The organism is Sphingomonas sp. Leaf9, assembly GCF_001421355.1.
Classification (GTDB): Bacteria; Pseudomonadota; Alphaproteobacteria; order Sphingomonadales; family Sphingomonadaceae; genus Sphingomonas.
Genome location: NZ_LMKC01000005.1, coordinates 451,296 through 473,969, shown reverse-complemented (window position 1 = coordinate 473,969; position 22,674 = coordinate 451,296). Strand labels below are relative to the sequence as shown.

At 68.3% G+C, this 22,674-nt stretch carries 20 protein-coding genes; 6 read left to right on the top strand and 14 right to left on the bottom strand.

Annotated features, from left to right (window positions below; genetic code table 11):
* Positions 1-143: 143 nt before the first annotated feature.
* Entirely contained in the window at positions 144-1,970 is a 1,827-nt protein-coding gene (locus tag ASE58_RS15990; RefSeq protein WP_055823455.1) for an AsmA family protein, read from the top strand.
* 344 nt (positions 1,971-2,314) lie between these two features.
* Here ASE58_RS15990 and ASE58_RS15985 read toward each other — a convergent pair whose 3' ends face one another.
* The 6 genes from ASE58_RS15985 to hemC form a co-directional block, all read right to left on the bottom strand.
* Positions 2,315-3,421 carry a CaiB/BaiF CoA transferase family protein gene (locus tag ASE58_RS15985; RefSeq protein ID WP_055823452.1) on the bottom strand — a complete coding sequence of 369 codons (1,107 nt, stop codon included), beginning with the start codon at positions 3,419-3,421 and terminating at the stop codon, positions 2,315-2,317.
* Complete coding sequence (locus ASE58_RS15980) at positions 3,418-3,930, bottom strand: GNAT family N-acetyltransferase (RefSeq protein WP_055823450.1); 513 nt, start codon at positions 3,928-3,930, stop codon at positions 3,418-3,420. The genes ASE58_RS15985 and ASE58_RS15980 overlap by 4 nt, the downstream gene beginning before the upstream one ends.
* A gap of 13 nt (positions 3,931-3,943) precedes the next feature.
* Entirely contained in the window at positions 3,944-5,128 is a 1,185-nt protein-coding gene (locus ASE58_RS15975) for an acyl-CoA dehydrogenase (protein ID WP_055823446.1), read from the bottom strand.
* Between the two features lie 281 nt (positions 5,129-5,409).
* Entirely contained in the window at positions 5,410-6,330 is a 921-nt protein-coding gene (locus ASE58_RS15970) for a hypothetical protein (protein WP_055823443.1), read from the bottom strand.
* A 30-nt stretch (positions 6,331-6,360) separates the two neighbouring features.
* Positions 6,361-7,026, bottom strand: a complete 666-nt coding sequence (locus ASE58_RS15965) for a uroporphyrinogen-III synthase (RefSeq protein WP_055823441.1) — start codon at positions 7,024-7,026, stop codon at positions 6,361-6,363.
* Positions 7,023-7,934 (bottom strand): hydroxymethylbilane synthase, encoded by a 912-nt coding sequence (gene hemC / locus ASE58_RS15960; RefSeq protein WP_055823437.1) that lies wholly within the window; start codon positions 7,932-7,934, stop codon positions 7,023-7,025. The genes ASE58_RS15965 and hemC overlap by 4 nt, the downstream gene beginning before the upstream one ends.
* A gap of 80 nt (positions 7,935-8,014) precedes the next feature.
* Between hemC and tsaD the strand changes: the two genes are divergently transcribed.
* The 3 genes from tsaD to ASE58_RS15945 are packed head-to-tail and all read left to right on the top strand — an operon-like array spanning position 8,015 to position 10,323.
* Positions 8,015-9,055: a tRNA (adenosine(37)-N6)-threonylcarbamoyltransferase complex transferase subunit TsaD gene (tsaD, locus tag ASE58_RS15955; protein ID WP_055823434.1), complete on the top strand. Its 1,041-nt coding sequence runs from the start codon at positions 8,015-8,017 to the stop codon at positions 9,053-9,055.
* Positions 9,052-10,026 carry an NAD(P)H-dependent glycerol-3-phosphate dehydrogenase gene (locus ASE58_RS15950; protein ID WP_055823431.1) on the top strand — a complete coding sequence of 325 codons (975 nt, stop codon included), beginning with the start codon at positions 9,052-9,054 and terminating at the stop codon, positions 10,024-10,026. Before tsaD ends, ASE58_RS15950 begins: the two co-directional genes overlap by 4 nt.
* Positions 10,027-10,080: 54 nt before the next feature.
* A complete protein-coding gene (locus ASE58_RS15945) occupies positions 10,081-10,323 on the top strand; it encodes a hypothetical protein (protein WP_055823427.1) in 243 nt (80 codons plus the stop codon).
* 44 nt (positions 10,324-10,367) lie between these two features.
* Here ASE58_RS15945 and ASE58_RS15940 read toward each other — a convergent pair whose 3' ends face one another.
* The 4 genes from ASE58_RS15940 to metX form a co-directional block, all read right to left on the bottom strand.
* Positions 10,368-11,162, bottom strand: coding sequence for a DUF72 domain-containing protein (locus ASE58_RS15940; protein WP_055823424.1), 795 nt, complete (start codon positions 11,160-11,162; stop codon positions 10,368-10,370).
* A 41-nt stretch (positions 11,163-11,203) separates the two neighbouring features.
* A complete protein-coding gene (locus tag ASE58_RS15935) occupies positions 11,204-11,920 on the bottom strand; it encodes a hypothetical protein (RefSeq protein WP_156347779.1) in 717 nt (238 codons plus the stop codon).
* Positions 11,921-11,995: 75 nt separating this feature from the next.
* Positions 11,996-12,583 (bottom strand): methionine biosynthesis protein MetW, encoded by a 588-nt coding sequence (gene metW, locus ASE58_RS15930; RefSeq protein WP_055823417.1) that lies wholly within the window; start codon positions 12,581-12,583, stop codon positions 11,996-11,998.
* Positions 12,580-13,707, bottom strand: coding sequence for a homoserine O-acetyltransferase MetX (gene metX, locus ASE58_RS15925; RefSeq protein WP_055823414.1), 1,128 nt, complete (start codon positions 13,705-13,707; stop codon positions 12,580-12,582). Before metX ends, metW begins: the two co-directional genes overlap by 4 nt.
* 218 nt (positions 13,708-13,925) lie before the next feature.
* Here metX and hisC point away from each other — a divergent pair, with 218 nt between their 5' ends.
* The gene (gene hisC, locus ASE58_RS15920; RefSeq protein ID WP_055823411.1) at positions 13,926-15,020 is read left to right on the top strand and encodes a histidinol-phosphate transaminase; all 1,095 of its coding nucleotides are present in this window, start codon (positions 13,926-13,928) and stop codon (positions 15,018-15,020) included.
* On the top strand, positions 15,020-15,928 hold the full coding sequence (locus tag ASE58_RS15915; protein WP_055823408.1) for a prephenate/arogenate dehydrogenase family protein: 909 nt from the start codon (positions 15,020-15,022) through the stop codon (positions 15,926-15,928). Before hisC ends, ASE58_RS15915 begins: the two co-directional genes overlap by 1 nt.
* Positions 15,929-16,083: 155 nt before the next feature.
* Here the strand turns inward: ASE58_RS15915 and ASE58_RS15910 are convergent, their stop codons facing one another.
* The 4 genes from ASE58_RS15910 to ASE58_RS15895 form a co-directional block, all read right to left on the bottom strand.
* Positions 16,084-18,012: a CocE/NonD family hydrolase gene (locus ASE58_RS15910; protein ID WP_055823404.1), complete on the bottom strand. Its 1,929-nt coding sequence runs from the start codon at positions 18,010-18,012 to the stop codon at positions 16,084-16,086.
* Between the two features lie 191 nt (positions 18,013-18,203).
* The gene (gene ftsH / locus ASE58_RS15905; protein WP_055762745.1) at positions 18,204-20,165 is read right to left on the bottom strand and encodes an ATP-dependent zinc metalloprotease FtsH; all 1,962 of its coding nucleotides are present in this window, start codon (positions 20,163-20,165) and stop codon (positions 18,204-18,206) included.
* 69 nt (positions 20,166-20,234) lie between these two features.
* Positions 20,235-21,350, bottom strand: coding sequence for a tRNA lysidine(34) synthetase TilS (tilS, locus tag ASE58_RS15900; RefSeq protein ID WP_055823401.1), 1,116 nt, complete (start codon positions 21,348-21,350; stop codon positions 20,235-20,237).
* Between the two features lie 328 nt (positions 21,351-21,678).
* Positions 21,679-22,659, bottom strand: a complete 981-nt coding sequence (locus tag ASE58_RS15895; RefSeq protein ID WP_055823397.1) for a hypothetical protein — start codon at positions 22,657-22,659, stop codon at positions 21,679-21,681.
* Positions 22,660-22,674 lie beyond the last annotated feature (15 nt).

Sequence of the window (22,674 nt, the reverse complement as noted above, 5' to 3'; positions counted from 1 at the left end):
CGGAACTTCTGCAAACCACCAATTCCGGCCATTCTCATAACTCGCCCCCCTTGGTGACGCCCGTAGATCGCCGCCACCTACACCCCTGTCAGTAATTCCATTGCGCCCATGGAACGAACTGCCTGTTCCCGACTTGTCGCCAGATGGCATGGTTTTCGCGCAACTGGCGGTATTTCGTGGGCGGCATCGTCGGGCTGGCGCTGCTGATCCTGTTGATCCTCGCCGCCTTTCCATGGGGGTTGTTGCGCGACCGGGTGTCGGTGAAACTCGCCGAACGCTTCGGGTCCGATGTGTCGATCGGCACGATCGAGCGGGTCGAGCTGCTGTCCTTTTCGCCCACCTTGATCGTCCGTGACCTGCGCATCGCCCAGCCCAGCTGGGCGGGGCAGGGCGATCTGGTCCGGTTGCAGCGCATCGATTTCCGCTTCCGCGTCCTGCCGCTGCTGCGGGGCACGTTCGACCTGACCGCGCTCGCCATCGATGGCGGACGGGTGGCGATGGTGCGGTCGCGCGACGGACGAAAGAACTGGGCCCCCGACAAGCGCGGGGACAAGGGGTCGGCGTCCGCCATCACCAGCCTGACCGTCCGTAACCTCGTGATCGATTATCGCGATGCGGTGCAGAACCGCCGATTTTCGGTCACCGTCGCCTCCGATGCGCAGGGTTTTCGTGCCGGCGGCGGTGGCGCGATCGACAACCGCCCGGTCACGGTGTCGCTGAACGGCCCGGCCATCGCCGGCGACGGCGCGTGGCCCTTCACCGCGCGGGTCGCAGGAACAACGATCGACGTCGATGCGAAGGGCACCATGGCCTCCCCGCTCGACACGCGGCGGATGACCGTCGACCTGACCGCGCGCGCCGACAATCTGAAGACGCTGGACGCGCTGGTCGAGGCGGGGCTGTTCGGCACGCAACCGGTCGCGCTCACCGCGCGCGTGCGCCACGACGATCCGACCTGGGTGATCGAAAAGCTGTCGGGCAGCATCGGCCGATCGCGGCTGTCCGGCGCCAACGCGACCGTCACCAAGGATGGCGAGAAGACCGGCATCGACGGGCGGCTGCACTTCGCCACCCTGTCGTTCGACGACCTCGCCACCGACGAAGGCCGTGCCGAAGCCGCCGCGATCGAGCGTCGCATCGGCCCGCGCGTCGTGCCGGGCACCCGCATCAACCTCGCCAAGATGGGCAATCTCGACGGCACGCTCGCGGTGCGCGTCGACCGGTTGCTCGACATGCCGGGCCTGCGCAGCCTCGACACCGTGCTGGCGATCGACGACCGCCGCCTGACCGTCGCGCCGCTGACCGTGCGGCTGGCGCAGGGGCAGATCACCGGGCAGGTAGTGATCGATCAGCGGGGGCGCACGACGCCGAAGGCGACGTTCGACCTGCGGCTGAAGGATTCGCGCATCTCGACCTTCGCCGGCGGCGCGCCGGTCGATGCGCCGCTTCGCGCCCGGCTGCGGCTGGTCGGCAGCGGCGACACCATCCGCCAGGCGATCGGCCGGTCGGACGGTACGATCGGCTTCGCGGCAGCGGGCGGCGTGCTGCCGGCCAAGATGGCGTCGATGCTGGGTGCCGATGTCGCGCGCGGCGTGCTGACCGACGACGATGCGCAGGCGCGGCTGCGCTGCCTCGGCCTGCGGCTCGACGTCACCAACGGGCTGGGGCGGATCGACCCGCTGCTGATCGACACGTCGCGCGCGCAGACGCGGGGGCGGGGGGTGGTGCGCCTGTCCGACGAAACCCTGTCGATCGCGCTGACCGGCACGCCGAAACAGCGCACGCTGTTGCACCTCGACCAGCCGGTGCGGATCGGCGGCCGCATCCAGTCGCCCGAGGTGCGCATCCCGCCGGGCATCAAGAGCGCGGGCGGCATCCTGCGCATGATCGGCCACGCGATCCGCGGCGACGATACCCCGCGCGCGGGCAATGCCGATTGCGGCGCGCTGGTCCGGCGCGTGCTGGGATAGGCTTGCCGACCAGTACGCACCCCTTTCCTACACGCTGCCACCGCGCCATGATCGGCGACGCGCGACCCGCGCCCGCTCTTTGAATCCGCTGCAGCTGCCACAATTTGACCACAGTGCAACAAGCGTGGCGAGTGTGAACTTTGTGAACTTTGGCGCCCAGAGCGGTTCTCGATCAGGCTGGATCATCGGCACGGCGCCGTTTTCGGTTCGGGGCAAGGAGAGAGGAGGGAGCGATGCCGAAGCATCGTGACCGACGATCGACGCCGCCCCGGATCAAAAATGGCCCGCCGCGAAAGCGGTCGCCCGCAGGGCGATGACGGTGGTTCAGCCTGGTCGAAAACCGCTCAGGGCCGCTGTGGCGCACCCCGTTCGGCGACCATCCGTTCGCCGTCGATCACGATCGGCCCGGCAAGGCCCGGCAGCCCGTCGGGCCGGATCGCCATGCCGCGCGCGACCACCTGCGGGTCGGCGAACACCTCGTCCAGCGCGTTGATTGGGCCAGCGGGGATGCCGGCGGCCTCCAACGCTTGCGTCAGGTCGGCCTTGCGCCACGTCGCCACCGCCGCCTGCACCGCCGGAATCACCTCGTGGCGATGCATCACCCGCGCCGGGTTGGTCGCAAAGCGCGGGTCGGTATGCAGGTTCAGGCCCAGTATGCCGCACAGCCGCGCGAACTGTCCGTCATTGCCGACCGCGATGACCAGCGCGCCGTCCGCCGTCTCGAACGCCTGATACGGCACCAGATTGGCGTGGCCATTGCCCATCCGCGTCGGCACGCTACCCCCCGCCATCAGGTTCAGCGCCTGGTTGGCCAGCACCGCCACCTGCGTATCGAGCAGCGCCATGTCGATCCACGCGCCCTCATCCGTCAGGTCGCGACGGTGCAGCGCGGCGAGGATCGCGACCGCTGCGTACAGCCCGGTGAACAGGTCGGCATAGGCCACGCCTGCCTTTTGCGGTGCCCCGTCCGGCTCGCCCGTCAGCGACATGGCGCCGCCCATCGCCTGGATGATGAAGTCGTATCCGGCGCGGTGGGCATAGGGTCCGTCCTGCCCGAAGCCGGTGATCGAACAGGTCACCAGCCCCGGCCGCACCGCCGACAGCGCGGCATGGTCGAGATCATATTTGGCAAGGCCGCCGACCTTGTAATTCTCGATCACCACATCGGCCCCGGCGACCAGCGCGCGGACCTCGGCCTGCCCTTGCGGGCTGGTGATGTCGATCGCCACCGATCGTTTGCCGCGATTGGTGGCGTGGAAGTAGGCCGCGTCGCGGGCGCTTCCGTCGGGCGCGGTGACGAAGGGCGGCCCCCAGTGGCGGGTGTCGTCGCCGCTGCCCGGCCGCTCGACCTTCACCACCTCCGCGCCCAGGTCCGCCAGCACCTGTCCGCACCACGGCCCGGCCAGGATACGCGCCAGCTCGACCACGCGAATGCCCGCCAGCGGCTTCACGCGCGGCGCAGTTCGTAAAGGACATGCGGCACCATCCGCCCGCCGCGCAGCACAGCGACGCTGCCGGGGCGCAGCGTCGCCCCCAATGCCGCGACGGCAGCCCGCGACCGGGCATTGTCCTCACCAATATGGAAGGTAACGGCCCCAACATGCCGAGCGACATGATCGATCATCAGCCGCTTCGCCTCGCGATTATAGCCCCGCCGCCAGCAGTCGCGCGCGAAGAAGGTCCAGCCGATCTCGATCTCGTCGGCCTCGACATCATGGGGGCCATAGCGGCTCGACCCAATGATCCGCCCATCGCCCGCATCGCGGATGGTCAGCATTCCGCCGCCCGCCAACCCTTCGTCGAAAAAGGCGCGAAAGACACCCGTCTGCCACCGGTCGTGCGCGGGATGCTGGTCCCAGATCGCCGGATCGGATGCGACACCGTACAACGCATCATAGTCGCCGGCGGTCGTCGGCCGAACCGTCACCAGATCGCCGATCAGGATCGGCTGGCGATCCATTACCGCGGGGCCATCAGAAGGCGGCGATCCCGGTGATCGCCCGGCCGAGGATCAGGCCATGGACGTCGTGCGTGCCCTCATAGGTGTTGACCGTCTCCAGGTTGATCGCATGGCGCATCACATGGAATTCGGCGGCGATGCCGTTGCCGCCATGCATGTCGCGCGCGGTGCGGGCGATGGCCAGCGCCTTGCCGCAGTTGTTCCGCTTGATGATGCTGATCGCCTCGGGCGCCAGCGTGCCGTCGTCGAACATCCGCCCGGCGCGCAGTGCCGCCTGCAGCCCCAATGCGATCTCGGTCTGCATGTCGGCCAGCTTCAGCTGCACCAGCTGTTTGGAGGCGAGCGGCACGCCGAACTGCTGCCGGTCGAGCGTATATTGCCGGGCGGCGTGCATGCAGAATTCCGCCGCGCCCATCGTGCCCCACGCGATGCCATAGCGCGCGCGGTTGAGGCAGCCGAACGGCCCCTTCAGCCCCTCGACATGCGGCAGCAGCGCGTCCTCGCTGACCTCGACGCCCTCCATCACGATCTCGCCGGTGATCGATGCGCGTAAGCTTAGCTTGCCCTCGATCTTGGGCGCGGACAGGCCGGCCATGCCCTTTTCCAGCACGAAACCACGGATCTTGCCGCCATGCGCGTCGGACTTGGCCCACACCACGAAGACGTCGGCGATCGGCGAATTGGTGATCCACATCTTGGCGCCGGAGATGCGATAGCCGCCGTCGATCTTCTCCGCCCGCGTCCGCATGCCGGCGGGGTCCGACCCGGCATCGGGTTCGGTCAGCCCGAAACATCCGACCCATTCGCCGCTGGCCAATTTGGGCAGATATTTCGCCTTCTGTGCGTCCGAACCATAGGCGTTGATCGGATGCATCACGAGGCTCGACTGCACGCTCATCGCGCTGCGATAGCCGGAATCCACCGCCTCGACCTCGCGCGCGACCAGGCCGTACGCGACATAGCCCATGCCCGCCCCGCCATATTCGGGATCGATCGTCACGCCCAACAGGCCGAGCGCGCCCATCTCGGTCATGATCTCGCGCGCGAAATCCTCGTCCAGGAAGGCGCGGGTCACGCGCGGCAGCAGCTTCTCGCAGGCATAGCCATGGGCGACGTCGCGGACCATGCGTTCCTCGTCGCTCAACTGCGCGTCGAGGGCGAAGGGGTCTTGCCAGTCGAACCGGCCCATATCGGCCATGGGCGTTTCCTTTAGAGCGGGTTGTGATAATATGGAGGCAGCGTGATTGCCCTGTCGGGTTCGTCCGGCAAGGAGCGGATCGCAGCAGGTAGCAGCGCTACCTGCAAGGTTCGTGACGCAGCCGGCGGGCACGACAGGGCAACCGCCTTGCGGCGGGCCGATTTTCGCCCAGGGCAGCGGCGCTCGTCGGTCACGATGCAACAGCATCGCTCCGCTCCTCGCTTCTTGCCCTGAACCAAAATCGGCTCCGTCACGATACCTCCATATTATCACAACCCGCTCTAAAGCGTGGGCGCGACCGTCTCGGCCGCGGCGGGGGGAGCGGATGGGTCGGGGGTCGGCTGCACGATCGCCGACGGCGCGACCGGTGCCGGACGCGGCGTGGTCAGCGCGACCGATTCGAGGTCGACCAGCGCCTTGCGCGCGTTGACATAGCGCTGTGCGGCGGCGGTCCACGCGGCGGCATTGGCGGCGCCGGGCATGCGTTCGACCTCGGCCATCGCCGTTTCGACCTGCCCCGTGTCCAGCCGGCGGCGTGCGCGCTCCAGCCGGTCGCCGGGGCGGCTGCTGGGTGTCGTGCCCTGGCGGATCACGATCAGTTGCCCGACCTCGCGGCGAAAGGCATCCCACCAATTCTCGTTCACCGGGCCGGCGGTCAGCGGGATGGCAGCGGCGTCCAGCGCGCTGCGCAGATCGTCCAGCGTGACCGGGTTCTGCGCGGCGGCGATCAGCGTGCGCACCGCATCGGGGCGGCTGCCGCCGAACCGGTCGCGCAACTGCCCCTCCAGATAGTCGAGCGGCCGTCCGCGATCCAGCGCACGGCGCGTGGCGACGATCACCATCATGTCCTCGGCGCGGGTGGCATAGCCCGCCGCATTGCGCGCGCTGCTGTCCAGCCCGACGATGCGCGTTTCCAGATCGGCGATGCGCGCGGCCAGTGCCGCTTCGCGTGCCGACAGGATCGGGAGGGCGGAAACCTGCGGCGGCGGGGCGGCGCTGGTCGCGACCGGGGTCGGCTGCGCGGTCGGCACGGCGGCCTGCTGCTGCACGCCCCAGCCGAAGCGCGGCGCGACATAGCGCAGCACGGCGAGCGTCAGGCCAATGCCGATGACGAAGGCGATGAGGGCGATGGCCAGCCATCCCCGGCCGCCCCGGCGACGCGAGTATCTGGTCGTCGGAAAGGGCACATCGTCGCTGATCATGCCGCCTTATCCCCGCGCCCGTCCGTCGGGTCAATCACATGCGTCCGCCAGCGCGATGGCGGCGATGATGGTCGCGGTGTCGTCGGGCCGCGCGGCGACGGCGATGTCGCGCCATCCGTGGCCCAGCGTGTCCGCGACCGCCGGGGCGATGGCGGCGACGGCCAAGGTTCCGCGATCCGCGACCAGCATCGCCAGCCGCTGTGCCGCGCGCTGCGAATGGACCAGCGCAACCGTGCCATCAAGCAGGGCGGTGTCGATCCCCTCGACCACCTCGCTGGCATAGACGGCACGGATCGCCGACAGCACCGGATGATCGGCCACCGCCCGCGCGCGCGCGGTCAGCAGCAGCGCGCGGCGCACCCCGGCGCGGCCGGCGGCATCGAGCAGCGCCCGCCCGTTGGCATCCCCGGTCGCCACGACCCGCAACCCCGCCGCTCGCGCCGCCGCCGCCGTCGCCGCGCCCACCGCATGGACGGGCAGCGTCGCATAGGCGAGCAGTGCCGTGCCGGCCTGCCGCACCGCATTGGCGCTGGTCAGGATCAGTGCGTCATGCGCCTCGACCGGCGGCGCGTCCCATGCCAGCGGCGCGATGTGGAACAGCGGCAGGCGGATCGCGGTGCGCCCCAGCGCCTCGATCGCGCGGGCGGTGGCGTTGTTGCCCGGTTCGGGCCGCAGCACCGCCAGCGGCCGGCTCATTGCGCGAACAGCTTCGCCACGCTGTCGGGCGCGCGCGCCAGCATCCCTTCGGCCAGCATCCGGGGCAGGTCGATATCGTCGATCGCCCCGCTGGCGCTGTCGACCACCTGTGCGCTGCCATCCTGCGCCAGCAACTGCGCGCGCAGCGTCAGCACGTCGCCCTCGATCGTCGCCAGCGCCCCGACCGGTGAATGGCAATCGGCCCCCAGTGCCGCCAGAAACCCGCGCTCGGCGCGCACCGCCTGGTGTGTCGGCGCATGGTCGATGACGCGGACGAAGGCGAGGGTGGCGGCGTCCTCGGCGCGCACTTCGATCCCGACCGCGCCCTGCGACGGGGCGGGCAGCAGCGTGTCGATCGACAGCGCGGTACCGACATCGTGCCGGCCGAGCCGCTCCAGCCCGGCGGCGGCGAGCAGCGTCGCATCGACCTCCCCCGCCGCCAGCTTGCCGAGGCGGGTGTCGACATTGCCGCGGAACAGCACGATCCGCGCGTCGCTGCGGTGGCTGAGCACCTGCGCAGCGCGGCGCGGGCTACTGGTCCCGACCACGCCGCCTTGGGGCAGGTCGTCGAGCGAGGCGATCCCGACCAGCCGGTCGCGGACGTCGGCACGCGGCAACATCGCGGCGATGCGGATCTCGGTCGGGCGAACCGTCTCGACATCCTTCATCGAATGGACCGCCGCGTCGATTTCGCCCGAGCAGAGCGCGCGGTCGAGTTCCTTGGTCCACAGCGCCTTGCCGCCGATCTCGGCCAGCGCGCGGTCCTGCACCCGGTCGCCGGTGGTCTTGATCGTCACGATCTCGATGGCGGCGGGGTCCAGCCCATGTGCGGCCGCCAGCGCGTCGCGGGTGGCGTGCGCCTGCACCAATGCCAGCGGCGATCCGCGTGTGCCCAGTTTGAAGGTCATGGTCGCTCGCTATCCATCGGGCTGGCGCAGGGCAAGCCGGGGGTTCGCACGACGCCACAATCCGCGCTACAGCCGGCGGCATGTCCTCCCCCCTGATCCTCGGTATCGAATCCAGCTGCGACGAAACCGCCGTCGCCCTCGTACGCGGCGACCGCACCATATTGTCGCACCGCCTCGCGGGACAGGAGGCGGCGCACGCCCCCTATGGCGGCGTCGTGCCCGAAATCGCGGCGCGCGCGCATGTCGAAATCCTGCCCTCGCTGGTCGAGGGGGCGCTGGCCGATGCCGGGGTCGCGCTGGCGGATGTCGATGCCGTCGCCGCCACCGCCGGGCCGGGCCTGATCGGCGGGGTGATGGTGGGTCTGGTGACGGCCAAGGCGCTGGCGCTGGCGGCGGGCAAGCCGCTGGTCGCGGTCAACCATCTGGAGGGGCATGCGCTCTCCCCCCGCCTGACCGATCCCGACCTCGCCTATCCCTATCTGCTGCTGCTGGTGTCGGGCGGCCATTGCCAACTGCTGCGCGTCGATGGCGTCGGCCAGTATCGGCGGCTGGGCACCACCATCGACGATGCGGCGGGCGAGGCGTTCGACAAGACTGCGAAGGTGCTCGGCCTCGGCTATCCCGGCGGCCCGCGCGTCGAGGCGGCGGCGATGGAAGGCGATGCGAAGGCGGTGCCGCTGCCCCGCCCGCTGCTCGGCACGCCGGAGCCGCATTTCTCCTTCGCCGGCCTGAAAAGCGCGGTGCTGCGCGCGCATGACGCCGGCATCCACACGACCGCCGACATCGCCGCGTCGTTCCAGCAGGCGGTGGTCGACTGTCTGCTCGACCGGACGAAGCTGGCGCTGCACCTCGCCGGGCCGGTCAGTGCGCTGGTCGTGGCGGGCGGAGTCGCCGCAAACCGTGCGGTGCGCGCCGCATTGGAAGGGCTGGCGGTGGCGAACGGCCTGCGCTTCGTCGCACCGCCGCTCTGGCTGTGTACCGACAATGCCGCCATGATCGCCTGGGCCGGGGCGGAGCGGTTCATGGCCGGCCATAGCGATCCGCTCGACGTTGCGGCGCGGCCGCGCTGGCCGCTCGATCCATCGGCGGAAAAGGTGCGTGGGGCAGGAGTGAAGGCATGAAGATCGGGGTCATCGGTGGCGGCGCATGGGGCACGGCACTGGCGCAGGTCGCGGCGCGCGGCGGCGACGTGACGCTGTGGGTACGCGAGGGCGAGGTTGCCGAGGCGATCAACACGACCCGCAGCAATCCGCTGTTTCTGCCCGGCGTCACCCTGTCGCCAGCGATCCACGCCACGACCGATGCCGCCGCCTTGCAGGACGCCGACGCGCTGCTGGTCGTGTCGCCCGCACAGCATGTCCGCAGCGTATTGTCGGCGATCGATGTCGGCACCCGCGCGCTGGTGCTGTGCGCCAAGGGGATCGAGGCGGGGACGCGGCTGCTGGTCGGCGAAGTCGCCCGCGCCGTCCACCCGCAGGCGCCGGTCGCGGTCCTGTCCGGCCCGACCTTTGCGCACGAGGTCGCGGCGGGCAAGCCGACCGCCGTCACCCTCGCCTGCGCCGATGCCGCGTTGCGCGACCGTCTGGCCGAGCGATTGGCGGCACCGGCGTTCCGCCCCTATGCCAGCGACGACGTGATCGGCGCGGAGATCGGCGGCGCGGTGAAGAACGTCCTCGCCATCGCCTGTGGCGTGGTCGAGGGCGCGGGGCTGGGGCAGAATGCGCGGGCGTCGGTGATCGCGCGCGGCTTTGCCGAGATGACGCGCTTCGGCCTGGCGCGCGGCGCGCGGGCGGAGACGCTGGCCGGGCTGTCGGGGCTGGGCGATCTGGTGCTGACCTGTTCCTCCACCGCCTCGCGCAACTATTCGCTGGGCGTCGGGCTGGGGCAGGGGCGCGCCGCCGCCGAGCTGATGGCCGATCGGCGGACGGTGGCCGAGGGCGCGTTCACCGCGCCCGTGCTGCGCGAGGCGGCGGCGGAAGCAGGCGTCGACATGCCGGTAACGGCGGCGGTCGGTGCGCTGCTGGATGGCACGCCCGTTGCGCAGGTGATCGACACGCTGCTTGCCCGTCCGCTACGCCGCGAGGGGCTGTAACCGGTTGCGGGCACTGGGCGTTGCGCGACAGTGCGTGTTCGCTAGGCTAATACCATGATCTACAACATCATTGACCATCGATCGCGACCTTACCTCTGGCGGGAAGTGAATGCGATCGTCGAGGCAACCTCGCACGACAACGCCTGTGAGGACGCTGACCACGAGCGAACTTCCGACGCTGACATAACCTACGACCAGTTGGAGAACGTCACGGTTCAAGAGGCCGTGGCATGGGCGAGTGCGGAGCCGAGCGCGGTCACGCTCTACCTCTATGACAAGGGCGCGGGCACGACCTGATGGGCCTCCGCAATTAGGCGTGAGCAGACGAGTTGAGGCCTGGCTTAAAGGCGCTCAATCAGCGCCATTGCCCCATGAGGTGCTCTGATTTTTGCGCCGTTGATGAAGAAGACGAACGCCTCGCGCGGGCGCTTCACCGGTGGGGTGGGATCGATATAGGGCAGGCCGTCCGGCATCCCGCCATTGGCCCAGGTTCGCGCAGCGTCGGCCCAGCGGTCGAGCGCGGCGTCGTCATAGCCGGTCGCGACGTCCTCCTGCGCATTCTCCAGCCGGGCATAGGCGAAGTCGCCGGTTACATCAGCGATCGCCGGATAGCCGGCCGAATCGGCATGGACGATCGCCACGCCCGCCTTGCGCGCCATGTCGACGAACGCCGGCACGGCGAAGCTGTCGTGGCGCACCTGCACCGCATGGCGCAGCGTCACCCCGGCATGGGCAGCGGGCAACAGCGCCAGGAACGCGGCGAAATCGTCGGCGTCGAACTTCTTGGTCGCCATGAACTGCCACAGGATCGGGCCTAGCTTGTCGCCCAATTCGGTAATGCCTGAACCGATGAACCGTTCGATCGACTCCCCCGCTTCGGCCAGCACCTTGCGGTTGGTGCAGTATTTCGACGCCTTTACCGCGAAGACGAAGCCGTCGGGCGCGGTCGCGGCCCAGTTGGCGAAGCTCGCCGGTTTCTGGGTGCCGTGATAGGTCGCGTTGATCTCGATCGCGGTCAGCGCGCGCGACGCGAATTCCAGCTCGCGCTTCTGCGCCAGCCTGTCCGGATAGAAGGTGCCGCGCCACGGCGGAAAGCTCCAGCCGCCGATGCCGATGCGAATGGGAGCCTGGGTCATGCCACCGATCGTGACCGGTCACCGGCCCGCTGGCAAGCGGGTTAGCGCGCCGCCATGCGATAGCTGCCGCCGGTGACGTCGGTCGAGGCGACCAGCACCTGCGGATCGACCGCGAGCCGGGGCACCTGTCCCGCCTGCCACGCGGCCAGTTCGACGCGATACTGGTCGTAGGCGCGATAGAAATCGACGAAGGGCTGGTCGAGCGAAGCGATGCCCGGCGCGGCAAAGCCATCGATCCCGCCCACCGGCAGGTCGGCGACCTGTGCCAGCATCGGCAGCGCCGTTGCGCAGAACTGGTCCCGCACCGGCGGCTGGGCGAAATAATTGTAGACGCGGGTCATCGCGTCGTCGAACCGATCCTGCCAGTCGCCGCCGCCGCGGCGGTATTCGGCCTCCAGCGCCTTGTGCGCGGCGGCGAAGCGGGCGGCATGGACCTTCAGCAGCCGGTTATATTGTGCGACCCCCGTCGGATCGGCGACATTGCACTGGAGCGCGGCGACGTTCAGCGCCGATCGCAGATGCCAGACGGCCGCATCGGCCGACAGCGCGTGGTTGGGCGTCGCGTAATTGCCGTCGGACAATATGGCAGGAATGGTGAGGCTGGCGGCAGCGCCCATCGGCGGCCTGGGCTTCGGCGTAGGCACGGCCGCGACCGGCACCGGCGGTGGTGTCACCACCGCGACCTCGGGCGTCTTGCGCGCGCAGCCGTGGAGCAGCGCGGCGCTGCAGGCAGCGAGCAGGAGCAGGCGTGTACGCATCGAACCGATTCCCGTCTTGTCCCCCGACATGACGGAAATATCGGCCCCAAAGCCTTCACAATGGTTAACGCGGCATCAGCGTTTGAGCAGGAACACCGCATGTTCGGCACGGAAATTGGCCGCCGCCGCCGTGGTCCGCCGGCCCCCCGACAGGAACCACGCATCGACCACGATAATCCCTTGCTTGGCGACATAGGCGCGGAAATCGTCGATCGTCAGGTGGTGTATGTTGGGCGTTTCATACCATTCGAGCGGTAACAGCTTCGTCACCGGCATCCGCCCGCCCCACAACAGCGACGCGCGCACCCGCCAGTGCGCGAAGTTGGGAAACGACACGAACGCCTGCGCCCCGATGCGCAGCAGATGGTCGAGCACGACATGCGGCCGCATCGCGGTCTGCAACGTCTGGCTGAGGATCGCATAGTCGAAGCTGGCATCGGGATAATCGGCCAGGTCGCGATCGGCATCGCCCTGCATTACCGACAGCCCGCGCGCCATCGCGTCGGCGACATTGCCCGGATCGATCTCCAGCCCGCGCGCATCGACGCCGCGTTCGTCGCGCAGCGCCGCCATCAGCTGCCCGTCGCCGCAGCCGACGTCCAGCACACGCGAACCCCGCGCAACATGCGCGGCGATGATCGCCAGATCGGGGCGCAGCGTCATGCCCGTGCCTCCAGAAAGCCGCGCATGATCCGGTCCAGCTCGGGCGAATCGAGCAGGAATGCGTCATGCCCGAACGGCGAGGACAGCTCGACGAAGCTGGCCGGTGCCCCGGCGGCGTTCAGCGCGTGGACGATGTTGCGCGATTCAGCAGTCGGATATAGCCAGTCGGTATCGAAGCTGACGACGCAGAACCGCGCCTTGGTCGTACGGAACGCGTTGGCCAGCACCCCGCCATGCTCCTCCGCCAGATCGAAATAATCGAGCGCGCGGGTGATGTAGAGATAGGAGTTGGCGTCGAACCGGTCGGTAAAGGCCAGTCCTTGATGCCGCAGATAGCTTTCGACCTGGAAATCGGCGTCGAAGCCGAAGGTCTTGGCCCCGGCCTGTCCATCGGCGCGGGCCTGCAGCTTGCGGCCGAACTTGGCGGTCAGCCCCGCTTCGGAGAGATAGGTGATGTGCGCCGCCATCCGCGCGACCGACAGCCCGGCGGCAGGCGGCGATCCGTCGGCATAATAGTCGCCGCCGCGCCAGTCGGGGTCGGCCATGATCGCCTGTCGCCCGACTTCGTGAAACGCGATGTTCTGCGCCGAATGCCGCGCGGTCGATGCGATGACGACCACCGCCTCTACGCGCTCGGGCAGGGTCGCGGCCCAGGACAGCGCCTGCATGCCACCCATCGACCCGCCGACCACCGCCCGCAACCGGTCGATGCCGAGATGGTCGAGCAGCATCCCCTGCGCGCGCACCATGTCGCGGATGGTCAGCACCGGGAAGCGCATGGCGTATGGCGTGCCGGTCGCCGGATCGATGCTGGCCGGGCCCGACGATCCCATGCAGCTGCCCAGCACGTTCGAACAGATGACGAAATGCTTGTTGAGGTCGATCGGCTTGCCCGGTCCCACCATGCGCGCCCACCATCCAGGCTTGCCGGTGCGCGGATGGGTGGAGGCGACATGCTGGTCGCCGGTCAGCGCGTGGCAGATCAGCACCGCATTGTCGCGTGCCGGCGACAGCGTGCCATAGGTTTCGTAGGCGATGTCGATCGACGACAGCATCGCTCCGCCATCCAGCGCGAGGCCGGCGGCAAGGGTGGCGCGACGATCGGGGCCGAAACGGGAATCCATGGGGTCTGCGGTTAGGCGGGAGGCGCGGCGGGTTCAAGGGTCGGGGTGTGCGGCACCCCCATCGTCATTCCCGCGCAGGCGGGAATCCATATGCGCTGACGTTCATGCGGGAGGTGCAACCGTTACGTCTATGGATCCCCGCCTCCGCGGGGATGACGATACGGAGAGGGCGGCCCCAAACCTTGCGTTCACGCCGCGCATTTGCCAGTGCCGACGCCATGACCGCACCCGCTCCCAAGCCCTGGATTCTCGACATCGCCCCTTACGTTCCCGGCCGGTCCAAGACCGATGACGGGCGGCAGGTGGCGAAGCTGTCGTCGAACGAAAATCCGTTGGGCACCTCGCCCCACGCCCGCGCCGCCTTCGCGACCGCCGACCGCAGCCTCGAGCGCTATCCCGATCCCGCCGCCGCCGACCTGCGCGTGGCGATCGGGCAGGCGCATGGGCTGGACCCGGCGCGCATCATCTATGGCACCGGGTCGGACGAGGTGCTGCACCTGGCGGCCGGGGCCTATGCCGGGCACGGCGACGAGGTGATCTTCGTCCGCTACGGCTTTGCGGTCTATGAGATCGCGACGCGGCGGGTGGGGGCGACCCCGGTGATCGCGCCGGACAAGGATCATGCGACCGATGTCGATGCGATCCTCGCCTGCGTGACCGATCGGACCCGCGTGGTGTTCGTCGCCAACCCGAACAACCCGACCGGCACCTATGCCCCGCGCAGCGAGATCGCGCGCCTGCACGCCGGTCTGCCGTCGACCGTGCTGCTGGTACTCGATCAGGCCTATGCCGAATATCTGGAACCGGCCGAGGACGATCACGGCCTCGAACTGGCCAAGACGCAGCCCAACGTGCTGGTCACCCGCACCTTTTCGAAGATCCACGGCCTTGCCGCCGAACGGATCGGCTGGGGCTATGGTTCGGCGGAGGCGATCGATGCGATGCACCGCATCCGGGCACCGTTCAACGTGACCACCGCCGGACAGCAGGCGGCGATTGCCGCGATCCGCGACAAGGCTTTCGTCGAGGCGAGCCGCGCCCACAACCGTCAGTGGCGGACGTGGTTCGAGGGTGAGATTGCCGCGATGGGCAATGCCGGCCTGCGCGCGGTGCCGTCCAAGGCCAATTTCGTGCTGGTGCTATTCGAAGGGCCGGTCAGCGCGGGCGACGCGTATCAGGCGCTGATGGAGCGCGGCTTCATTGTCCGCTGGCTGCCGGGACAGGGGCTGGCCAACGGCCTGCGCATCTCGATCGGGACCGAGGCGGAGGTGCGCGGCGTCGCCGCCGCGCTGCGCGAGATCGTGGGCGGCTGATGCTGCCGTTTTCCCGCGTCGCCATTATCGGGCTGGGGCTGATCGGATCGTCGATCGCCCGCGCCGTGCGTGCCGAGATGCCGACGGTGCGGCTGACCGGGCATGACGCTTCTCCGCAAGCACGTGAGGCGGTGCGGGCGCTGGGGCTGGTCGACGACTGTACCGACCATGCCGGGGCGGCGGTGATCGATGCCGACCTGGTGATCCTGTGCGTGCCGGTCGGCGCGATCGGCGCGGTCGCCGCCGAGATCGCCGCCGACCTGCCCGAGGGCGTCATCGTCAGTGACGTCGGGTCGAGCAAGGCCGGCATCGCGGCGGCGCTGGCCGAGGCGCTGCCCGGCGTCGCCATCGTGCCGGCGCATCCGGTGGCCGGGACCGAGCGCAGCGGGCCGGAGGCGGGCTTCGCGACGCTGTTCAAAGGGCGCTGGTGCATCCTCACCCCCGCCGCCGATGCCGATGCGACGGCGGTCGAGCGGGTCGCCGAATTCTGGCGCCGGCTGGGGGCCGACATCGATACGATGGACGCGCAGCATCACGACCTGGTGCTGGCGGTTACCAGTCATCTTCCCCACCTGATCGCCTACACCATCGTCGGCACCGCATCCGACCTGGAGGCGGTGACGCAGAGCGAGGTCATCAAATATTCCGCCGGGGGGTTCCGCGACTTCACCCGCATCGCCGCCTCCGACCCCACGATGTGGCGCGACGTGTTCCTGGCGAACAAGGACGCGGTGCTGGCCATGCTCCAGCGCTTCTCCGAAGATCTGTCGGCGCTGCAGCGCGCGATCCGCTGGGACAAGGGCGAAGAGCTGTTCGACCTGTTCACCCGGACGCGCGCGATCCGGCGGTCGATCGTCGAGCAAGGGCAGGACGACGCCCGCGAGGATTTTGGGCGGAATCACGGGTAGTTTGCCGGCTTTTGGTAAACCGTTCGTGCTGAGTAGGGGCTGAGCGAAGTCGAAGACCCGTATCGAAGCATCTGGCCGCAAGCGGTCCTTCGATACGCCCTTTCGACTTCGCTCAATGGCTACGCAGGACGAACGGTGTGACTTGTCACCCCGGCCTACTTCGCCTCCACCACAGGCAGCCATACCGCGCTGGGGCTGGACCCACCGCGTTCGATCGTCACCGTCGCCTTGCGATACGCATCCTTGGGCGCTGTGAAGATGTTCGGGACATAGGTTTGCGGGTTGCGGTCATAGAGCGGGAACAGCGACGACTGGACCTGCACCATGATCCGGTGACCCGGCTGGAACACGTGGTTCACCGTCGGCAGGCGGAAGCGATAGCGCTGCGTCTTGTTGGCCGGGATCGCCGAGGGCTTGGCGAAGTCGTCGCGATAGCGCCCGCGGAAGATGTCGAGGCTGATCGGCAACTGGTATCCGCCCATCGCCGGCTGGCCGGGCACCACGTCGGGATAGACGTCGATCACCTTCACCACGAAATCGCCATCGGTGCCGGTCGTCTTGGCAAAGATGTCGGCCATCGGCGCGCCCGATACCTTGACCGGCTGGGTCAGGACCGGGGTCTGGTAGGTCATGACATCGGTGCGGCCGTCGACATGGCGCTGGTCGCTGACCAGCCATGCCTTCCACCGGCCATCGTCGAAATTGACTGGGCGCGAGAGGTGCGGGACCGGCTTGGCCGGGTCGGAGACATAGCTGTCGCCACCGGCCTTGGCGGCAGTGAAGCCGAGGTCGCCGTCGGCACCGAGATAGATGGGCTTGAGCGGGGCGGTGCAGCCCTTCTCACACGCCAGCGGCCACTGGGCCAGTTCGTCCCAGTGGTTCTCGCCGGTGTTGTAGATCAGCGCCTGCGGCGGGGTGAAGGCCGGGCGGCCATCGCGCAGATACTGGTCGAAGAACGGGAACAGATAATTCTCGCGCCATTGCAGCGCGGTGTCGCCGTTGAACTTGATGTCGCCGAGCGACGACCCGTCATAGTTCGCGCCGCTGTGCCGCCACGGTCCCATGACGAGGAAGTTGTTGCCGCCCTTGCCCTTCGCCTTCAGCGCTTCCCATGCGGTGATCGCGCCGTACATGTCTTCCTGATCCCACAGCCCCTGTTCCCACATGGTCGGCACGTTGGAGGGATTGGCGGCGAGCAGCTTGTCGAGCGCCTGCCCCTGCCAATAGGCATCGTAGGATGGATGCGCGACGAAGCGCTGCCAGAAGGGGAGTTGGGCGTAGCCCGATGCCTTTGCCCAGTCGTTCGCGGAACCCACGTTCCGGAACTGGTCGTAATCGTCATAGGTGGTCGAGGGCGGCGAGGCGCCGGGGCCTTTGTAGCCGGTCTGGCTACCGATCCAGCCAATATTCGCCAGGCGGAACGCGCCGTAGTGGAACCAGTCGTCGCCCATCCAGCCGTCGATCATCGGGCTTTCGGGCGCGGCGACCTTCAGCGCGGGGTGCGGGTTCAGCAGCGCCATGACGACGGTGAAGCCTTCGTACGACGACCCGAGCATGCCCACGCGGCCGTTGCTTTCGGGCAGGTTCGCCTTCTTCACCAGCCAGTCGATCGTGTCATAGGCATCGGTGACATGATCGGTGTTGGTCGGGTTCAGCGGCCCGCGCACCGGACGGGTGACGACATAATCGCCCTCCGACCCATATTTCCCGCGAATGTCCTGGAACACGCGGATATAGCCGGCGCGGGTGAAAACCTCGTCGCCCTGCGGCAGGGCGGCGACATAGCTGGTGCTGTCGGCACGGGCTACGCGACCCGAGGCGTTATAGGGGGTGCGGGTCAGCAGGATCGGGGCGTTGGTCGCGCCCTTCGGGATCATGATGACCGTGTGCAGCTTCACCCCGTCGCGCATCGGGATCATCACTTCGCGCTTCACATAGTCGTATTTGTCGGTCGGGGGCACGAAGTTCGCCGGGATGTCGCCCTTGGTCGGCCAAATGTCGGGGCCGGGTTGCGCGGTCTGCGCGGCAAGGGTCGAGGCGCCGAAGGCAAGGGTACAGGCGAGCAGCAGCGGACGAAAACGCATGGGGGCAATGACTCCTGACCGATCGCCGGACAGCGATGCGATGATGTCACATCGTTCGGCGGAGCGTCGGGGAAGTCAATATGACCGACAGCAATATCGGCCCAAAGTTCACTAAGTTCACACTCGCACGCGTTTCGCGCACGGCGTGAAGCCCGGTGGTGGAGCGACCTGCCCCACCACCAGGAACCGGGTTACGCGCCCTGCGGCGTCGGCGATCCGAAGGGGCCGCGCGGGCGGCGGGTCTTCGGGATGGAGGTGCCGGCGGCGGCCAGCGGGGTCGACGGCGTGCCTTCGTCCCGGCCGATATCCTCGCCCGCGATCAGCCGCTTGATCTCGTCACCCGACAGGGTTTCGAACTCGAGCAGCGCGCCGGCCAGCGCATGCAGCTGATCGACATGCTCGGTCAGCAACTGGCGTGCGCGTTCGAGACCGCCTTCGACGATGCGCTTGATCTCGCTGTCGATCAGCTCGGCGGTCTTGTTCGACATGCGTGCCGGGGCCGACGACGAATAGCCGAGGAACGATTCGCCCTGCGGTTCGCCATATTCGACCGGGCCCACCGCATCGGACATGCCCCAGCGGGTGACCATGTCGCGGGCGAGCGACGTCGCCTGCTGAATGTCGCCCGAGGCACCCGACGACACCTTGTCATAGCCGAAGATGATCTCCTCGGCGATGCGGCCACCCATCGCGACCGACAGGTTCGCGTACATCTTGTCGCGGTGATAGCTGTACGAGTCACGCTCCGGCAGGCGCATCACCATGCCCAGCGCACGGCCGCGCGGAATGATCGTCGCCTTGTGGATCGGGTCCGATGCCGGTTCGTGGAGCGAGACGATGGCGTGGCCGGCCTCGTGATAGGCGGTCATCCGCTTTTCATCGTCGGTCATCACCATCGAGCGCCGCTCGGCACCCATCATCACCTTGTCCTTGGCCTCCTCGAACTCCTGGTTCGCGACGAGGCGCTTCCCCTTGCGCGCCGCGGTCAGCGCCGCTTCGTTGACGAGGTTGGCGAGGTCGGCACCCGAGAAGCCCGGCGTACCGCGCGCGATGACGCGGGCGTCGACGTCGGGCGCCAGCGGCACCTTCTTCATGTGGACCTGCAGGATCTTGATCCGGCCCTCGATATCGGGGCGCGGCACCACGACCTGACGATCGAAGCGGCCCGGACGCAGCAGCGCGGGGTCGAGCACGTCGGGACGGTTGGTCGCCGCAACGATGATGATGCCCTCGTTCGCTTCGAAGCCGTCCATTTCGACCAGCAGCTGGTTCAGCGTCTGCTCGCGTTCGTCATTGCCGTTACCGAGGCCTGCACCACGATGACGGCCGACCGCATCGATTTCGTCGATGAAGACGATGCAGGGGGCCGACTTCTTGGCCTGTTCGAACATGTCGCGCACGCGGCTGGCGCCGACGCCGACGAACATCTCCACGAAATCCGAACCGGAAATGGTGAAGAACGGCACGCCGGCCTCCCCCGCGATCGCGCGGGCGAGCAGCGTCTTGCCGGTACCGGGCGAACCGACCAGCAGCGCGCCCTTCGGGATTTTGCCGCCCAGACGCGCGAACTTGGTCGGGTCCTTCAGGAAGTCGACGATCTCGGTCAATTCGGCACGCGCTTCGTCGATGCCGGCGACGTCATCAAAGGTGACCTTGCCTTCCTTCTGCGTCAGCATCCGCGCGCGCGATTTGCCGAAGCCCATCGCGCCGCCACCGCCGCCGCCCTTCTGCATCTGGCGCAGTACGAAGAAGGCGATGCCGAGGAACAGCAGGAACGGCAGCGACTGGACGAGGATCGCCATCCAGATGTTCGGCCCTTCCTCCGGACGCGCATTCATCACGACGTTCTTCGCGCGCAGCCGTTCGATCAGGTTGGGATCGTTCAGCGCGTTCGTGCGGAACTTGTCGTCGTTGGTGTAGGTGCCGGTGATCGTGCTGGTCGCGATATTGACGTCGCGAACCGACCCTTCGTCGACCTTGTTCAGAAAGGTCGAATAGGGGATCACCTGACCCTGGGTCTGCGTGGACGGGCCGTTGAACAGCTGGACGAAGATCGCCAGCGACACCAAGATGCCGACCCAGATCAACAGGCTCTTCATCCACGGATTGCCGCCGTTGTTTTCGGGGCCGTTCTGCTTGTCGTTGTCGTTCATGCGGACGTGCTACCTCTCAGTCCACCCAAGATAGGCTTGGCGAGGTTAATGGCAATGGAACAACGTCGATCAGTCTGATCGACGCGGTGGAGCGGGGCGAAAGCGCCAGATTCCGGCGCTTGCCGATGCCATGACGCCGGCTTGCGTGGCCTTTTTGCCCGACTCGAGCGTGTCGAGCAGCGATTCGATATTGGCGGCGTCGGACCATTTTCCCTCGGTGACGCCGTTGTCGCGGCGGACCTGGCCGATTGCGCGGCGGGCGAGGCGGCGGCGCAGTTCGCGCGGCAGGTCGGTCGGGTCGAGGCGATGTTCGCCAGTGTCGGCGGGCAGGCTGCGGGTGCGCCACAGCCAGTCGATCGTCTCGGACAGCGCGGCGTCGACCTCGCGGCAATGCGCTGCGGCAGCGGCGAGGGCGAGCGGGTCGATCTGACCGCTGGCGAGCAGCGCACGGGCATGAGTGCGGTCGTGGCGCGGGTCGGTGTTCGACGGGTCGTCGACGAACGGGAGGTCGGCAGCGAAGGTGCGAAGGTCGGCGCGGCGCCAGGTGAGGAGCGGGCGAATGATGGGGAGACCTTGCCCCATGCGGGCACCGTGCCCCCGCGCAGGCGGGGACCCAGGGTCTCCTGTCGCTAAGGCCGCGTCCTGTTGCTCTGGACCCCCGCCTGCGCGGGGGGACGGTTCCTCCAAGGATGTCGCGACTGCCCATCGATCGGCAAAAAACTCCCAGCGCGGGCGGATGCCGGCGAGACCTGCCGGGCCGGAGGCGCGGGCGGCGCGCATCAGGAAGGTTTCGGCCTGATCGTCGGCATGATGCGCGGTGGCGAGCGCGCTCGCGTCGGCGGCGAGCGCCCAGTCGGCGAGCAGGGCGTAGCGGGCTTGGCGGGCCTGGGCCTGGATGCTGGCGCCTGCGGGGGGCTTTTCGGGCCGCAACGTCGCGTGGGGGACGGCATGGGCGTTGCACCAGTCGGCGACCATCGCCGCTTCGTCCGCGGAGGTAGCGCGCAGGCGGTGGTCGACGGTGGCGGCAATGACGCTGCCGGGGAAGGCGGTGGCGGCGAGCGCGAGGAGCGCCATCGAGTCGGGGCCGCCGGAGACGGCGATCGCCAGCGGGCGGTCGGGTGTCGGGGCGACGGCGAGCGCCTTTACGTCGCGGGTGAAGCGGATGGTGGCTTCTAGGGGGAGCATGGCGTTTGGTACGTTCGGGGCGGCGGAGTCGGATGGCGGCATGGGCTCGGCTTCCCTTCGACCTTCCCAAATTGCTTCGAGCCTGTCGAGAACCGAAGTCGAGAAGGGGTTGCCCCAAACTCCGGGTTCTCGACAGACGCTTCTCGACAAGCTCGAAGCTGCTCGAACCGAACGGGTGGGGCGGGGGAAATTCTGAACCCGTTCGTCCTGAGTAGCTGCCGAGCTTGTCGAAGCAGCGTATCGAAGGACCGCCAAAAGTGCTTCGATACAGGTCTTCGACTACGCTCAGCCCTTACTCAGCACGAACGGAGGGGAGGTAACGTCCCCCTCACGCCGCGCACTTGTTCGCCGTCCGTCCCTTCGCCACGTCCGCCTTCATCGCCGCCGACAGCTTCTCGCCATAGACGTCGCTCAGCTCGCCATAGACGTCGCAGGCTTCCTTGGTCTTCTTCAGCTTGGTCAGCGCATCGGCCAGATAGAACAGGCTGTCGGCGGCGCGTTCGCCGTCGGGCATGTTCTTGTAATTGTCGTAGAATTCACGGCTCGCCAGGCTGGGCTTGCCGTCGTCGAGATAGGAGCGGCCGATCAGGTTCTGGGCATAGCTGGCGCGGCGGTGCTTGGGGTATTTGGCGACGACCGGGCGCAATGCGGCGATGGCCTCGGGATAGAGTTTCGCGCTCCACAGGCGGAAGCCGTAGAGATAGCCGTCCTCCGCCGCGTCGCCGGACGACGGCTTTTCGATCGCGTTGATGCGGGCGGCGCGGGCCGGGTCGGCAGTAGCAGGCGCGGTGACGGCGGGCGGACGCACCGTGCCACCGCCCAGCGTCCCGCCGCCGTTGCCGGAGCCGCGCGTCGGCGGCGTGTCGGTCGAGGTGTCGCCGGAGGCCGCGACCGCGCCGGGGGTCGCCGGAGCGATCGGGGCGGCACCGGTCGATTCGAGCGTCTTCAGCTTGGCATCGGTCGCGGTCTTGTACGCCTCGAACGCTGATTCGAGCTGGCGCAGCTTGTATTGTGCCTGTTCGAGCTGGCCGGTCAGCGATTGCTGCTGCGATTCGAGCGCGTCGACGCGCGAGGTCAGCGTGGCGAGCGGGCCGCTCGACGGGCTGCCGGGAATGTCGACGGGCTGGGTCGGCGCGGTGATCTGCGGCTCGACCTGGTTGGGGGTGCCGCCGGGAAACACTTTCCGCTGCACGGCGCGCATCTCGCGCTCCAGCTTGTTGACGCGGGGTTCGATCTGGCTGGTGGTCTGCGCCGTGGCCGGCCAGGCAGCGAGCAGGGCGAGAAGCGGCAGGGCTTTGAAATGGCGCATGAAAACTCCCCCCGG